The organism is Sinorhizobium sp., assembly GCF_059070375.1.
The window spans coordinates 625403-639823 of the sequence record NZ_JCACWC010000001.1; the positions used below are offsets into that span (position 1 = coordinate 625403).

Here is a 14421-nt window from a genome sequence, read left to right on the forward strand (position 1 = left end):
GCCCATGTCTAGGCCGTTGGTAAGTAAAGTCTGATACGCCCTTCACGGGCCGCGCCGCCCGACTCGAACCTCAGGACGAGAAGCTTTCAATCGTCAGGTCCAGGCGGGCCGCCGCCCCGTTCAGATGGTTGCGCATCGCCTCCTCGGCCTTGGCCGGATCCCGCGCCGCCACGCCATCTCGGATAGAGACATGTTCCGCAATCGTGACTTCGACGATCTCCTCCAGAATTGCAGCGGCGCGTGCCGCGTTGATCGCCAGGCTGATCCGCTCGGCGATGAATCCGATGAAAAGCAGGAAATATTCGTTATGGGTGGCCGCCGCAATCGCCCGATGAAACGCGAGGTCGGCGACGATCCCCTGCTCCGTCCATTTTTCCGCGCCGGTCATCTGCTGCAACGCCTCGTCGATCTTGCCCAATTCCTGCGGCGTATGATGGATCGCCGCAAGCCGGGCCGCCTCCACCTCAAGCGGAATACGGAGTTGAAACAGATCCCGGAAACTTCCCCGATTGGCGAGATCTCCCTGCTCTATACGAAGCGATTGCCGGCGCTCGATTTCCGTGGCGAAGGCACCGACGCCCTGGCGCGTTTCCACCAGGCCCTCATTTCGCAATTGAGCTATCGCCTCCCGCACCACCGAGCGGCTGACTCCGAAGGTCGTGGCGAGCAGATGCTCCGTCGGCAGTTTCTCTCCGGGTGCGATACGTCCTTCGGTGATCTCCCTGCCGATCTTCGCCGCGATGCGCGCGGGCAAATGCTCGCTCCTGCTGATCTGGCCGAAATCCATTGCCGCCAAGATTGCTCTCCCTTTTAGAATCTCAGTTGACAACCGGGATTCATGATCATCTCCGGGTCAACGGCATGCTTGAGCGCCGTCAACAGCTTTCGGCGGGTCTCCGGCAGCCTGGCGTCGAAATCCGGTCGCTTCAGGCGCCCGATACCGTGCTCGGCGCTGATGCTTCCGGTATAGCGATCGAGCACCTCGTTCACGACCGTCTTGGCCTTGTAGATCAATTCAATCCGCTCGTCGGGCGTACTGCCGGCCGGCGGCAGGACGTTGAGATGCACATTGCCGTCGCCGACATGGCCATAGGAAACGCTGACGGCGCCGGGAAGTGCGTCGGAGACCGCCTTTTCCGCCTCGTCTACGAAGGATGCCAGCTGCGAGAGCGAAACGGAGATATCGGTGCGCATATGAGCGCCGCGTTTCGCCTGGCCTTCGTTCATGCCCTCGCGGATCAACCAAAGATTGCGCGCCTGCGTCTGCGAGGCGGCGATCGTTCCGTCGAGGACGAGCCCTTCCTCCATCACACCTTCGAGGAAGCGCTGCATCAGATCGTCGACATCGACGAGGCCGGAGCCGGAGATCTCCATCAGCACATAGGCTGGATATTCCGCCGAGATCGGGATCGGCAAATCCGGCATCGCCTCCTGCGCCAAGGTGAAGGCGAGCGGCGGCATGAATTCGAAGGCCGACATCAGGTCGCAGCAGTCCCGACGCGCCCGGCGATAGAGCTTGATGGCACCTTCCAGGGAGGCAAGACCGAGCAGCGCCGTGGCCACGTGATCCGGATAGGGCGTCAGCTTGATGGAGACGGCGGTGATGATGCCGAGCGTGCCTTCCGCACCGATGAAAAGCTGCTTCAGGTCGATGCCGCGATTGTCCTTTCTCAACGTCGACAGACCTTCGAGGATGCTGCCGTCCGGGAGGACCACTTCAAGTCCCAGCACCAATTCGCGGGTCATGCCGTAGCGGAGCACGTTGATGCCGCCGGCATTCGTCGAAACATTTCCACCGATCTGGCAGCTTCCCTGCGCACCGAGTGCAAGCGGAAAGAACATGCCCATCTCCGCAATCGCATCCTTGAGTTCGGACAGGATGCAGCCGGACTCGACCACCGCCGAAAAGTCGGCCGGATCGATCTTGCGGATGCGGTTCATGCGAGAGAGAGAAAGCACGACCTGCCTCTCCGGAGCATCGGGGATCGCGCCGAGCACGAGGCCGGTATTGCCGCCCTGCGGCACGATCGAAAGCCCAAGCTCACGGCAGGCCTTCACGGCCGCCGCCACCTGCTCCGTCGAGCGCGGGCGAATCACCGCCACGGTGCCGCTGGTTACGTCGCCATGCCAGTCGCGGCAGTAACGGAGCATTTCCTCCGTTTCGCTCAGCACGATATCCTCGCCGAGCATCTGACGTAGCACCAGGCGCAGTTCCGCAGGTCCCTTTGCTTCCTCTATCGTGCCTGCGCTCGTCATGCTCCTTGCCCCTCCTCGCGCGTCTCTGCGAAAGCGTCCGCTATATGCCTGCACGCGATCGAGATTCTTTCGCTCGAACCGCCAGTCTCCTGTTTTCAATCGAATCATATAAGGTTATCAGACAACCGTACAAGACATATTTTCGACCCGCATGAAGACCTGATCGCATGCGGCCTCACTCAAGGAGGAGACATTCATGCATATCCTGATCATCGGCGCTGCCGGCATGGTCGGCCGCAAGCTCACGCAGCGCCTCGTCAAGGACGGCGCTCTCGGCGGAAGGACGGTGGAGAAGCTGACGCTCGTGGACGTGGTGACACCGGAAAGGCCGCAGGGTTTTGCCGGTACCGTCGTTGCACGCGAAGGCGATCTTTCCGCTTCCGGCGAAGCCGAGAAGCTCGTCGAGGGGCGCCCGGATGTCATTTTTCATCTGGCGGCAATCGTCTCGGGTGAAGCCGAGCTCGATTTCGACAAGGGCTACCGGATCAATCTCGAGGGCACGCGCTATCTCTTCGATGCGATCCGCCTTGCTCACGATCAGGATGGCTACAAGCCTCGCCTTGTCTTCACCTCGTCGATCGCCGTGGTCGGAGCGCCGCTCCCCTTCCCCATTCCGGACGATTATCATCTTACTCCGCTCACGAGCTACGGCACCCAGAAAGCGATCTGCGAGCTGCTGCTCTCCGACTACAGCCGCCGCGGCTTCTTCGATGGCATCGGCATCCGCCTGCCGACGATTTGCATCCGGCCCGGCAAGCCCAACAAGGCGGCTTCCGGTTTCTTCTCCAATATCCTGCGCGAGCCGCTGGTCGGCCAGGAAGCCGTGCTGCCAGTTTCGGAGGATGTCCGCCACTGGCACACTTCGCCGCGTTCGGCGGTCGGCTTCCTCATCCATGGCGCGACCATCGACCTTGAAAAGGTCGGCCCGCGGCGCAACCTTTCCATGCCGGGTCTCAGTGCCACCGTGGGCGAGCAGATCGAAGCGCTGCGCCGCGTTGCCGGCGAAGAGGCCGTGAAGCTCATCCGCCGCGAACCCGACGAGATGATCATGAAGATGGTCGCCGGTTGGGCGCCGGGCTTCGAGGCCAAACGCGCCACCGAACTTGGCTTCACTGCCGAAAAGAGTTTCGATGAGATTATCCGCGTGCACATCGAGGACGAACTGGGAGGGAAGCTGTGAGCGGGAAGACGAAGGTTGCGTTTCTCGGCACTGGCTTGATGGGGGCACCGATGGCGCGGCGCCTGCTCGGTGCCGATTTTCCGGTTACGGTGTGGAACCGTGACGCCGCCAAGGCCGAGCCGCTGGCCGCCGACGGTGCTGAAATCGCTGCCTCGCCGGCCGATGCCGTCGCCGGCGCAGCTGTCGCCTTCACCATGCTGACCAACGGCCAGGCCGTATCGGAGGTCCTCTTCGAGCGCGGCGTCGCCGATGGCCTGGCCGAAGGTACGATCGTCGTGGATTGCAGCTCCATAGCCCCGCAGATCGCCCGCGAACATGCGCGCAGATTGGCGGAAAAGGGCATCCGTCACCTCGACGCACCGGTTTCAGGAGGCGTGGTTGGCGCGGCCGCCGGTACGCTCGCCATCATGGCCGGCGGCGATGGCGCCGCGGTCGAAAGCCTGAAGGACGTTTTTGCCGCGCTCGGTCGCGTAACCCACGTTGGCCCGAGCGGTGCCGGCCAGGTCTGCAAGCTCGCCAACCAACAGATCGTCGCCGTCACCATCGGCGCGGTGGCCGAAGCCATGATCCTGGTGGAAGCCGGCGGTGCCTCGCGCGCGGCTTTTCGGGACGCGATCCGCGGCGGCTTCGCCGAAAGCCGGATCCTCGAACTGCACGGCGCCCGTATGGTGGAGCGCAACTTCGTGCCCGGTGGCGCTTCGAACAACCAGCTGAAGGACCTGAACGCCGTGATGGCCATGGCGGATGGGCTCTCCCTCGAGCTTCCCCTGACCAGGCAAGTGCGGCAGGAATTTGCCGATTTCGTCGAGTCCGGCGGCGGCGAACAGGACCACAGCGGACTGCTTCTGCATCTCGAAAAGCTCAACCCAAGGAATTAGGTCCCGCCATGACTGACAAACCCCAGCGCCGCCTGCGCTCACAGGACTGGTTCGACAATCCGGACCATATCGATCTGACGGCGCTCTATCTGGAGCGCTTCATGAACTACGGTGTGACGCCGGAGGAATTGCGTTGCGGCAAGCCCATCATCGGCATTGCCCAAAGCGGCAGCGATCTCACCCCATGCAATCGGGTGCACATGGATCTGGCGAAGCGCGTTCGCGACGGCATCCGCGATGCCGGGGGGATTCCGATCGAGTTCCCGACGCATCCGATTTTCGAGAACTGCAAGCGCCCGACGGCCGCCCTCGATCGCAACCTCGCCTATCTCGGCCTCGTTGAAATTCTCTACGGCTATCCGCTGGATGGCGTGGTGCTGACCACCGGCTGCGACAAGACCACTCCGTCCGCCCTGATGGCGGCCTCGACGGTCGACATCCCGGCGATCGTGCTCTCCGGCGGCCCCATGCTCGACGGCTGGCACGAAGGCGATCTCGTCGGCTCCGGCACGGTGATCTGGCGCATGCGCCGCAAGCTCGCGGCAGGCGAGATTGACCGCGAGGAGTTCATGCAGGCAGCACTCGATTCGGCTCCCTCCGTCGGCCATTGCAACACCATGGGCACGGCTTCGACAATGAACGCGATGGCCGAAGCGCTCGGCATGTCGCTCACCGGTTGCGGCGCTATCCCCGCTGCCTATCGCGAGCGCGGGCAGATGGCCTATCGTACCGGACGCCGCGCCGTGGAACTCGTCTTCGAGGACCTGAAGCCCTCCGACATCCTGACCCGGGACGCCTTTCTCAATGCAATCCGCGTCAACTCGGCGATCGGCGGATCGACCAATGCCCAGCCGCATCTTGCCGCCATGGCGAAGCATGCCGGCGTCGAGCTTTATCCGGACGACTGGCAGGTCCATGGTTTCGATATCCCGCTGCTCGCCAACATCCAGCCGGCGGGTGCCTATCTCGGTGAACGCTATCACCGCGCCGGCGGCACACCCGCGATCATGTGGGAACTCCTGAAGGCCGGAAAGCTCGACGGCGGCTGTCGCACCGTGACGGGAAAAACCATGGCCGAGAACCTCGAAGGGCGCGAATCCACGGATCGCGAAGTTATTCGCCCCTTCGACGAGCCCCTCAAGGAAAAGGCAGGCTTCCTGGTACTGAAGGGCAATCTCTTCGACTTCGCCATCATGAAGATGAGTGTCGTCTCCGACGATTTCAGGAAGCGCTATCTTCAGGAGCCGGGCCGCGAGGGCGTTTTCGAGGGCAAGGCCGTGGTCTTCGATGGCTCGGAGGACTACCACAAGCGCATCAACGACCCTGAACTCGAGATCGACGAGAACACCATCCTGGTGATCCGCGGCGCCGGCCCGCTCGGCTGGCCGGGGTCGGCGGAAGTCGTGAACATGCAGCCGCCGGATCACCTCTTGAAACGCGGCATCCGGAGCCTGCCTACCATCGGTGACGGACGTCAATCCGGCACAGCCGACAGTCCCTCCATCCTGAACGCCTCGCCGGAGAGTGCGGCCGGCGGCGGTCTCGCCTGGCTGCGGAGCGGTGATGTGATCCGCATCGATTTCAACCTGGGTCGCTGCGACATGCTGGTTTCCGACGAGGATATCGAAAGGCGCAAGGCGGACGGCATTCCCGCCGTACCGGCCGATGCCACGCCCTGGCAGCGCATCTACCGCAAGTCCGTCACCCAGCTTTCCGACGGCGCGGTGCTCGAAGGTGCAGCAGACTTCCGGCAGATCGCCAAGAACCTGCCCCGCCACAATCACTAGAGCACTTCCGGGAAAAGTGTTTTCCGTCCGGAAGTGCGTTGGATCAAATGGTTCCAAGAAGTTGAGACACGGGATGAGGAAAACCGACACACTTTTCCTCATCCCGCTCTAGCGCAATTCCAGGAAGCGTTCGTAGGTTTCAAATCCCTGATGATTAAGTGGCGGCTCCGGCCGCCCTTTTTTTATTCAACGGATAGCTCCCAGCCAGAAGCCGGGTGGGGCATGAAAGTGCGGCGGCGCGGACATCATCGCGCACCGCCGAGAAACCCGTTATTCATCCAGTTCGTCCATGCCCCCCGAATGATCGGCGCTGAATACGCCTTCGACACCAGAGCGGCCGTCGCCGCTCCACGCGCGGGTTGCATCCTCTCGGCGATTTTCCCGCCGTCGGGATCGTCTGCGTCGGAAACGCGTTCTCTCCCTGAACGTTTGAGCGCCAAGTCTATATTATTTTCTTGAATGAAAGGAACTCGGCATGAGCCGTCTCGTCATTGTTTCCAATCGTGTACCCGTTCCTGACAAGGGCGGCATTGTGCCTGCCGGCGGGCTGGCGGTCGCGCTGAAAGTCGCCCTTGAAGAGCATGGCGGCATCTGGATGGGCTGGTCGGGACAATCGAGCGGAGAGCACGAGCCGCAGCCGCTTGCTCAGTTGCAGCAAGGCAATATCACCTATGCACTCACGGATCTGACCGATACCGACGTAGAAGAATACTACCGAGGCTTTGCCAATCGCGTTCTCTGGCCAATCTGTCACTACCGGCTTGATCTTGCCGAATACGGCCGCAAGGAGATGGCCGGCTATTTCCGCGTCAACCGCTTCTTCGCCCACCGGCTGGCGCCGCTCATCAGGCCCGATGACGTGATCTGGGTGCACGACTACCACTTGATCCCTCTCGCCGCGGAACTGCGCCAAATGGGCTTGAAGAACCGGATCGGCTTCTTTCTCCACATTCCCTGGCCGCCTGCCGACGTGCTCTTCACGATGCCCGTTCACGAGGAGATCATGCGCGGCCTGTCGCACTACGATGTCGTCGGCTTCCAGACCGATCATGATCTTGAGAACTTTGCCGGCTGCCTCCGGCGGGAAGGCATCGGCGATGAACTCGGCGGAGGCCGCTTCAGCGCCTATGGCCGCGTGTTCAAGGGCGGCATCTATGCAATCGGCATCGAGACTGCGGCCTTTGCCGAATTCGCCAAGAAGGCATTGACCAACAAGACCGTCAGGAAAGCGCGAGAAAGCATCGAGCACCGCAGCCTGATCATCGGTGTCGATCGCCTGGATTACTCGAAGGGAATCACGCAGCGGATCGACGCATTCGAGCGCTTCATCCTGGCCAATCCGGCCCAGCAGGGGCGTGTCACCTATCTGCAGATCACGCCGAAGTCGCGCTCCGAAGTGCCGGAATACGAAGCCATGCAGCGCACTGTGGCCGAACAGGCCGGCAGGGTAAACGGCGCGCTCGGCGCGGTCGATTGGGTGCCCATACGCTATATCAACCGCTCGGTGGGCCGGAATATTCTTGCAGGGCTTTACCGGCTTGGCAAAGTCGGCCTCGTGACACCGCTTCGAGACGGGATGAACCTGGTTGCGAAGGAATACGTGGCCGCGCAGGATCCGGACGATCCGGGCGTGCTCGTGCTTTCGCGCTTCGCCGGAGCCGCCCGTGATCTGAGAGGTGCCCTGCTCGTCAACCCCTACGACATCGAGGGGACCGCAAACGCTATGGCGCGCGCACTCAGCATGCCGCTGGAAGAGCGGAAGGATCGCTGGAAGACAATGATGGATCACTTGCTGGAACACGACGTCTCGCGCTGGTGCCGGGACTTTCTCGATGATCTGAGGACATCACCGGATCCGTCGCGTTAGATCGCTGCTCTCTATCTTTGGCCCTGTACAGCCATGACCGGCTGCCTCAAGATCATGCGGCCGTGGGACCCGGATCATCGTCATGTGGAATGGCCGCTTTCCTGGGCCGCGGCCGGAAATTGACCACTTGCGGAGCGTGGTCGATCAGTTGCACGGGTTCGTTGCTCGTCTGTTGCAGGCGAGCCTCCGACTCGGGTTTAAGGACGATGCGCTCGACCGCGAGGATTTCGGGCCAGCCGTCCTCTCCGAGGATCTCGGTCCTCTCGCCGACGGCCAGCCCAAGCAGCGCCAAACCCCGCATCGTCCGAACGGAGATAGCGGAGTCGGCAGGTCTACTCGCTGTGCTGCGGACCACAACATGTGGTCCGCAGCACACGCCGTTGACGGTGTAGGCTACCTGCGTGTCCAGCGTGACGATATTCTCAGGTATGTCTTCACGGAAGAACACGCTGGCGTAGTTCAACTTCTCGCGCAGTAGAATCGTAAAGGATTCCGTGTGGCCGGTTTCGTCCAGCATGGACATCAGGATGTTTAGGTCTCCTGCAGTCAGTTGGCAGAAAGCTTCTCTCGACATTGCGCATCACTCCAGCTTCCGTCGGGTCGTGGGACCTGCCCTCTCGAGCAAATATGGGGGCACGAACGGCGCAACCATGGCGGTCGGCCTTTGCTCGTGCTGACGAGACAGGAACTCCCTGTGCCGACCGCGAGCGGTTCGACACAGGGCTACGAGCCTGCGGTGAGGCAACCTCCTCTAGGTTTCCGCTTTCTGCTACCGGGCAAGTGCATGGAGTCGATCGAGTCCTTTTGAGCGCCGGAAGCCTCAGAGGGCGAGTTCGCCCGTCACGTCGTCCTCGACCCGAGCGACCGTCAGACGGTTTCTCTGCCCATCTCGAGAGAACCACTCGACCGCCTGTCCGGACCGGAGACCCAGAAGCGCCACTCCGACCGGCGTCAGGACGGAAATCCTCCCCTCCTCGGCATCGACGTCATCAGGATGGACGAGAGAGAAAGTCCGGCGAATTCCGCCCTCGACCTCGCAAGTGACCACGGACCCTATCCTGATGACGTCGGGCGGCACCTGGTCGTCTGGCAGAACGCAAGGGCGCTCCAGCTTTTCGATCAGTTCAGCGGCGATGTCGAAGTCCCTCGACAAGGCTTGATAGGCCAGGCGGCTGAGAAGAGAATAGTCCGTCGCTCCAATGAAAGGCAGGGGCAGATTCGAGGAGACCATGATGCTGGACATCGTTCGCGATACCTCCGGAACAGGCACGGGATTTCCGCGTGCATGCAGTTGAAATATTCGGGAAGATTGTCGCGCATGTCAGCGAGAATTGTGCTGACCGCGTTCACCCAGGATCCGGCGGGCGACGAGGCCGGATCCGGGTTACGATCCTGCGATCAGGCGGATCCCCAGAGCGTTAGGCGGATATATGTCGCGGTTCGTCAGCATGGCCGGATGATCGCCCGCGGTATCAGGGAAGTCAAGCCGCCCGGCCGGGTGACGCAAGTGCGCAAGCACCCGCGGCACGCAGCCGGAGCGGCATTATCGCCCCTGCGCCTCAGATCACGCCGAGGGCATCCATTGCCTCGGCCACCCTGGCAAAGCCAGCTATGTTTGCTCCGAGGACATAGTCTCCCGGAGCTCCATATTCCTCTGCGGTCTCGGCGCAACGATCGTGGATCGCCTGCATGATGGTTGCAAGACGCGCCTCGGTCTGCTCGAACGTCCAGCTGTCGCGTGAGGCGTTCTGCTGCATCTCGAGAGCGGAGGTGGCAACTCCCCCTGCATTCGCGGCCTTGCCCGGGGCGAACAGCACACCCGCCTCCTGGAAGATGCGGACGGCCTCCGGCGTGGAAGGCATATTGGCGCCCTCCCCCACGGCAAGAACACCGTTCTTGACCAATACCCTTGCGTCCTTCCCGGTAAGCTCGTTCTGAGTCGCGGAAGGCATCGCCACATCACAGGGCGCATCCCAGATCGAGCCCGCTTTGATATAGTGAGCCCCGGCGCCTTTCAGTCGCGCATATTCCGAGATCCGCTCGCGACGCACTTCCTTGATCTCCTTAACCAGTTCAAGGTCGATGCCGTCCTCGTCCACAACGTATCCGTTCGAATCGGAGCACGCCACGATCTTCCCTCCGAACTCGACCACCTTCTCCATGGTGTAGATCGCTACGTTGCCGGATCCGGAGACGGTCACCCGTTTGCCGTCGAAGTCCAGGCCCCTGGTTCCAAGCATGCGCTGGACGAAATAGGTGGCTCCGTAGCCCGTCGCTTCTTTCCGGGCGCGCGAACCGCCGTAGAACAATGCCTTGCCCGTGAGGACACCGGCCTCGTAGCGGTTGGTAAGCCGCTTATACTGACCGAACATGTAGCCGATCTCCCGGCCCCCGACACCGATGTCACCCGCAGGAACGTCCGTGTATTCGCCGAGATGCCTGTGAAGCTCCGTCATGAACGATTGGCAGAAGCGCATGATCTCGCCGTCCGAACGGCCCCTGGGATTGAAGTCGGAGCCGCCTTTGCCCCCGCCGATCGGCATCCCGGTCAGTGCGTTCTTGAAGGTCTGCTCGAAGCCGAGGAACTTGATGATTCCGACATTCACCGAAGGATGAAACCGGATCCCGCCCTTGTACGGCCCGAGTGCGGAGTTGAACTGAACCCGGAACCCCCGGTTGATCTGGACTTGGCCCTTGTCGTCCACCCAGGGCACGCGGAAGATGATCTGACGCTCCGGTTCGCAGATCCTCTCGATGAGCGCGTTTTCGGCGTAACGGGGATGTTTGGCTATCACGCGCCCGAGGCTCTCCAGGACCTCGCGCACGGCCTGGTGAAACTCGTGTTCACCTCCGTTACGCCTCAGGACTTCGGTTAGAATGGGTTCCAGTTTTTCGTCGACATTCACAATAATTCTCCTAACGCCGTCTTACCTCAATCGGCACAGGCGCAATATCCGAACGATGTGATTTAGGGAATAAGCAATTTTCGGCTGTTCAACCACCAGTAGGCGAAAGGCGCTTCAGACCTCCCGAATTCCTTTGCGTGGGGGCGTCATCGCCTGAAGATGTGAATCGCGCCGCCGGCGTCGTCGGATACGAGGATGGACCCGTCCGGCGCTTCCTTGACGTCGACCGGACGACCGACGTTTCTGAGGAAGGCGGTCGCCGAGACCGGGCGGCCGCCGCGGAAGCGGACCCGCACGACCTGATAGCCGACCGGTACCGACCTGTTCCAACTGCCGTGCTGGGCCACCAGAGCATCGCCGCCCAGGCTGCGGAAGAAGTGAATCCCGAGCGCTGCGACATGCGCCTGAAAGTTGAAGACAGGTGGAATCTGGCGCGCGGGCGGCGACGCGTCCTCGAACCCTGTGAGCGGCACCTCGCCTCCGAAATAGGGGAAGCCGTAAAAGCCGCCCGGCCGCAAAGCGTTCAGCTCATCGGGCGGGATATCGTCACCCATTCTGTCGGCACCATTGTCGGTAAAGAACATTGTGCCGCCGCGCCAGTCGAAGCCGACAGAGTTGCGCACACCCCAGGCCACTCTGCGAAGGTCGGACCCGTCCTGGTTCATGCTGACGATCGTACCTTGCAGCCCGCGGGGAATGCAAATGTTGCAGGGTGATCCGAGCGAGACATAGAGGCGGGAATCCGGGCCGACGGCGACATAACGATAGCCGTGGGCGCCCGAATCCGGCAGGTCGCGCCGAATAACGCGTCTGCCGCTCAAAGTGCCGCCGCGGCCGATCTCGAAAGCCGTTATGCTGTTTCCCGAAGCGACGAACAGCCGGCCGCGTGAGCAGGCAACGCCGTTCGCATTGGAAAATCCGGAGGCGACCCTGCGGGCGCCGCCCCCGGAAAATGACACGGCATAGACCGAGGAGCCCTTGGTTCCGACGAACAATACGTCGCCGCACACCGCCATCTCGCGTGCGGTCGGTACGCGCGCGAGCAGTTCCGCCCGCGCCGTACCGAGGGGCAGGCCGCAGGCGAGTGCCACGGCTGAGACGAGCGCGACCAAACCGGCTTTCGGGAATGAGAGGCCCATCGCCACCCTCCGAATGCACGCGAATCGTGCTGGAACGGAATTGGAGCGGCGCAGTCCCGTTTCAAGCCGAAGTCCGAGCCTCACGGCGAAGTGATCTCCTCTTTCCTTCGTCGGGCGCACAGGACCGTCATACGCCGCGACGGAACATCATTCCGGCAACCTGCTCGGCAGCCAGACCCATGCCAAGACCCCGACTGCGAGCGTCAGGAGACCGCCCGTGCCGATCGCGACATGCATGCCGGTGAGGAACGCTTCCTGAGCCTGAATCAGGCTTTGATATGCAAGTCCGGGCTGATCGAGCGTTTCATCGAGCGTCCCCGCTACACCGGGGCCGAATAGCCGGAAGTTCAGTGTCGCCAAAGATCCAAGCAGAGAAATACCCAGCGCGTTGCCCAGTTCGTTGCTGGTCTCCGCAATCGAACCCGCCGCACCCGCCCGGCTCGCAGGAACCGCCGAAACCGCGATGTCGGCCACAAGGCTGAAGGACAATCCATATCCGACGCCGGCGACCATGGTGGAGGCGACGAAGACCGCAATGCCTGCCTCGGTCGTCGTGAAAAGCAGCAGGAAAGCGCCGGCGCTGATCAGCAGATGCGTTGCCACAAGTGCGGTCTTCCGGCCGATCCGTTCGACGATGCGGGCGGTGCCCACGCAGGTCGCCGTCAGCACGATCGCGCCCGGCAGGGTCAACAGCGCGGCGGCGAACACATCGATGCCCAGCACCGATTGCAGGTAGACGCCCGACAGATACCCGGCAGCAGACCACACGACCAGCGACAGAAGGCCCGTCAGAATGGCGATAGAGAAGATGCGGTCGCGGAAGAGACCGAGGTCGAGCAGCGGGTATTCAAGTCTCGTCTGTCTGAGAACGAATAGCGCCAGCGCCATTATGCCGGCGGCTCCGGCAAGGATTTGTGTCGGAGTGAAGCCATAGGCGGCCGCATGCTTGAGCGAATAGGTGAACAGCAAGATGCCGGCGAAGGACAGGACGAGGCTCGCCAGGTCGATGCTGCCGCCGACGGTCGAGCGCACCTCGCGCAACAGGATGGGCGCGCCGATCATGAAGCCGATGACAACGGGGACATTGATGAGAAACACGGCGCCCCACGCGAACTGCCGCAGCAGCATGCCGCCAATGAGCGGGCCGATCGCAAAGCCGGCTGCGAAAGTGGCCGCAAAGATGCCGATAGCCTGAGCGCGCAGTCGCGGATCGGGGAACAAGGCGCTGACGATGGCCAAGCCGGACGGCAGGAGTGTTGCGCCACCCAGCCCCATCAGGGCACGCGAGGCGATCAGCAGCTCTGGCGTTTGCGAATAGGCCGCGCCGAGCGACCCTGCACCGAAGACCGCCGCGCCGGTCATGATGAGTTTCAGCCGGCCGTAGCGGTCGCCGATATTCCCGAAAACGATCAGCAGCGATCCGACCACGAAGCCGTAGATGTCCAGGATCCAGAGCGCCTGATCAGCGGTCGGCTGGAGGGCCGAAGTGACATGCGGCATGGCGAGATAGAGGATCGAGCCGTCCATGGCCACAAGCAGGACCAGGGGTAAAATGGCGATGAGGCCCAGCCATGCGGTTCGATCGGCGGAGCGTGGAAGTGAAGTATCGGTCATGGGCACAAATCCTCTGGGAACCGCATGCGAAGGCATGCGGAGTCGGCCGCCGGCGCGAGGCCGGTGGATGGTTGCGATTGAAGGGCAGTTACTATATACTTCAGGTAAGTTACTTTTGGTATATAGCGATGTCAAGCAGGCCTAAGAAAATGCAGCCTCCCGCCAAGCGTGTCCGTCTCAGTCGCGAGCAGCGACGGCGCCAGCTTCTCGACGTGGCGTGGCAGCTTGTGCGCGAAGAAGGTTCGGATGCCCTGACGCTCCCAAGGCTTTCGCAAGGAGCTGCTGTCGCCAAGCCGGTGGTCTATGATCATTTCGGCACGCGCAATGGCCTGCTGATAGCGCTCTATCGGGATTTTGACGCCCGGCAGACGGAGATGATCGACGCCGCACTCGACGGGAGCGGCCCGACCCTCGAAGATCGAGCCAAGGTCATCGCAACCTCATACGTCGACTGTGTGCTCGCGCAGGGCCGGGAAATGCCCGACGTGCTCGCAGCTCTTGCGGGCTCCCCCGAGTTGGAGGCAGTAAAGCGAGACTATCAACTGGCTTTCATCGAGAAGTGCCGAAGGGTACTGGCGGCTTTCGTGGGGCGGCGAGGCATCGGACCGGCGGGGTTCTGGGCTATGCTCGGCGCTGCTAACGCCCTGTCGGATGCCGCCTCTACGGGGGAGATCACCGCGGCGCAGGCGCAGGAGGAGCTTTTCGCGACTATTGTCGCGATGATCGAAAGAAGTCATCGTTGATCACGTGGGATATCAAGGCGCGGCCGGGAACGCGGGACCGCATCGGCAACA

At 62.3% G+C, this 14421-nt stretch carries 12 protein-coding genes; 5 read left to right on the forward strand and 7 right to left on the reverse strand.

Going from position 1 to position 14421, the window contains the following annotated elements; all coding sequences use genetic code 11:
• Window positions 1–70: 70 nt before the first annotated feature.
• Together AC5J09_RS03055 and AC5J09_RS03060 are read right to left on the reverse strand one after the other, a co-directional pair.
• Entirely contained in the window at window positions 71–796 is a 726-nt protein-coding gene (locus tag AC5J09_RS03055) for a FadR/GntR family transcriptional regulator (RefSeq protein WP_338279816.1), read from the reverse strand.
• Between the two features lie 14 nt (window positions 797–810).
• On the reverse strand, window positions 811–2256 hold the full coding sequence (locus AC5J09_RS03060) for an FAD-binding oxidoreductase (protein WP_494296858.1): 1446 nt from the start codon (window positions 2254–2256) through the stop codon (window positions 811–813).
• Between the two features lie 196 nt (window positions 2257–2452).
• Here AC5J09_RS03060 and denD point away from each other — a divergent pair, with 196 nt between their 5' ends.
• From denD to otsA, 4 genes are all read left to right on the forward strand, one after another.
• A complete protein-coding gene (gene denD / locus AC5J09_RS03065) occupies window positions 2453–3436 on the forward strand; it encodes a D-erythronate dehydrogenase (RefSeq protein ID WP_338279819.1) in 984 nt (327 codons plus the stop codon).
• Window positions 3433–4314 (forward strand): NAD(P)-dependent oxidoreductase, encoded by an 882-nt coding sequence (locus AC5J09_RS03070; RefSeq protein ID WP_338279822.1) that lies wholly within the window; start codon window positions 3433–3435, stop codon window positions 4312–4314. Before denD ends, AC5J09_RS03070 begins: the two co-directional genes overlap by 4 nt.
• An 8-nt stretch (window positions 4315–4322) precedes the next feature.
• A complete protein-coding gene (locus tag AC5J09_RS03075) occupies window positions 4323–6101 on the forward strand; it encodes an IlvD/Edd family dehydratase (RefSeq protein ID WP_338279824.1) in 1779 nt (592 codons plus the stop codon).
• Between the two features lie 475 nt (window positions 6102–6576).
• Complete coding sequence (gene otsA, locus AC5J09_RS03080; RefSeq protein WP_100673514.1) at window positions 6577–7968, forward strand: alpha,alpha-trehalose-phosphate synthase (UDP-forming); 1392 nt, start codon at window positions 6577–6579, stop codon at window positions 7966–7968.
• A gap of 52 nt (window positions 7969–8020) precedes the next feature.
• Here otsA and AC5J09_RS03085 read toward each other — a convergent pair whose 3' ends face one another.
• The 5 genes from AC5J09_RS03085 to AC5J09_RS03105 form a co-directional block, all read right to left on the reverse strand.
• On the reverse strand, window positions 8021–8491 hold the full coding sequence (locus AC5J09_RS03085; protein WP_275598197.1) for a transcription elongation factor GreAB: 471 nt from the start codon (window positions 8489–8491) through the stop codon (window positions 8021–8023).
• 297 nt (window positions 8492–8788) lie between these two features.
• Complete coding sequence (rnk, locus tag AC5J09_RS03090; RefSeq protein WP_100673516.1) at window positions 8789–9211, reverse strand: nucleoside diphosphate kinase regulator; 423 nt, start codon at window positions 9209–9211, stop codon at window positions 8789–8791.
• 316 nt (window positions 9212–9527) lie between these two features.
• Window positions 9528–10874 carry an NADP-specific glutamate dehydrogenase gene (gdhA, locus tag AC5J09_RS03095; RefSeq protein WP_494296859.1) on the reverse strand — a complete coding sequence of 449 codons (1347 nt, stop codon included), beginning with the start codon at window positions 10872–10874 and terminating at the stop codon, window positions 9528–9530.
• Window positions 10875–11020: 146 nt separating this feature from the next.
• The gene (locus AC5J09_RS03100; RefSeq protein ID WP_494296860.1) at window positions 11021–12013 is read right to left on the reverse strand and encodes a PQQ-dependent sugar dehydrogenase; all 993 of its coding nucleotides are present in this window, start codon (window positions 12011–12013) and stop codon (window positions 11021–11023) included.
• Between the two features lie 147 nt (window positions 12014–12160).
• A complete protein-coding gene (locus AC5J09_RS03105; RefSeq protein WP_494296861.1) occupies window positions 12161–13627 on the reverse strand; it encodes an MFS transporter in 1467 nt (488 codons plus the stop codon).
• Between the two features lie 128 nt (window positions 13628–13755).
• On the opposite strand from AC5J09_RS03105, the gene AC5J09_RS03110 reads away from it, so the two are divergent.
• Window positions 13756–14370, forward strand: a complete 615-nt coding sequence (locus AC5J09_RS03110) for a TetR/AcrR family transcriptional regulator (protein WP_494296862.1) — start codon at window positions 13756–13758, stop codon at window positions 14368–14370.
• Window positions 14371–14421 lie beyond the last annotated feature (51 nt).

Bases quoted from the DNA above. Each gene is read 5' to 3' on its own strand.
- AC5J09_RS03060 (WP_494296858.1), bottom strand. From the start codon at position 2,256: ATGACGAGCGCAGGCACGATAGAGGAAGCAAAGGGACCTGCGGAACTG.
- denD (WP_338279819.1), top strand. From the start codon at position 2,453: ATGCATATCCTGATCATCGGCGCTGCCGGCATGGTCGGCCGCAAGCTC.
- AC5J09_RS03075 (WP_338279824.1), top strand. From the start codon at position 4,323: ATGACTGACAAACCCCAGCGCCGCCTGCGCTCACAGGACTGGTTCGAC.
- otsA (WP_100673514.1), top strand. From the start codon at position 6,577: ATGAGCCGTCTCGTCATTGTTTCCAATCGTGTACCCGTTCCTGACAAG.
- AC5J09_RS03085 (WP_275598197.1), bottom strand. From the start codon at position 8,491: ATGTCCATGCTGGACGAAACCGGCCACACGGAATCCTTTACGATTCTA.
- rnk (WP_100673516.1), bottom strand. From the start codon at position 9,211: ATGTCCAGCATCATGGTCTCCTCGAATCTGCCCCTGCCTTTCATTGGA.
- AC5J09_RS03100 (WP_494296860.1), bottom strand. From the start codon at position 12,013: ATGGGCCTCTCATTCCCGAAAGCCGGTTTGGTCGCGCTCGTCTCAGCC.
- AC5J09_RS03105 (WP_494296861.1), bottom strand. From the start codon at position 13,627: ATGACCGATACTTCACTTCCACGCTCCGCCGATCGAACCGCATGGCTG.
- AC5J09_RS03110 (WP_494296862.1), top strand. From the start codon at position 13,756: ATGTCAAGCAGGCCTAAGAAAATGCAGCCTCCCGCCAAGCGTGTCCGT.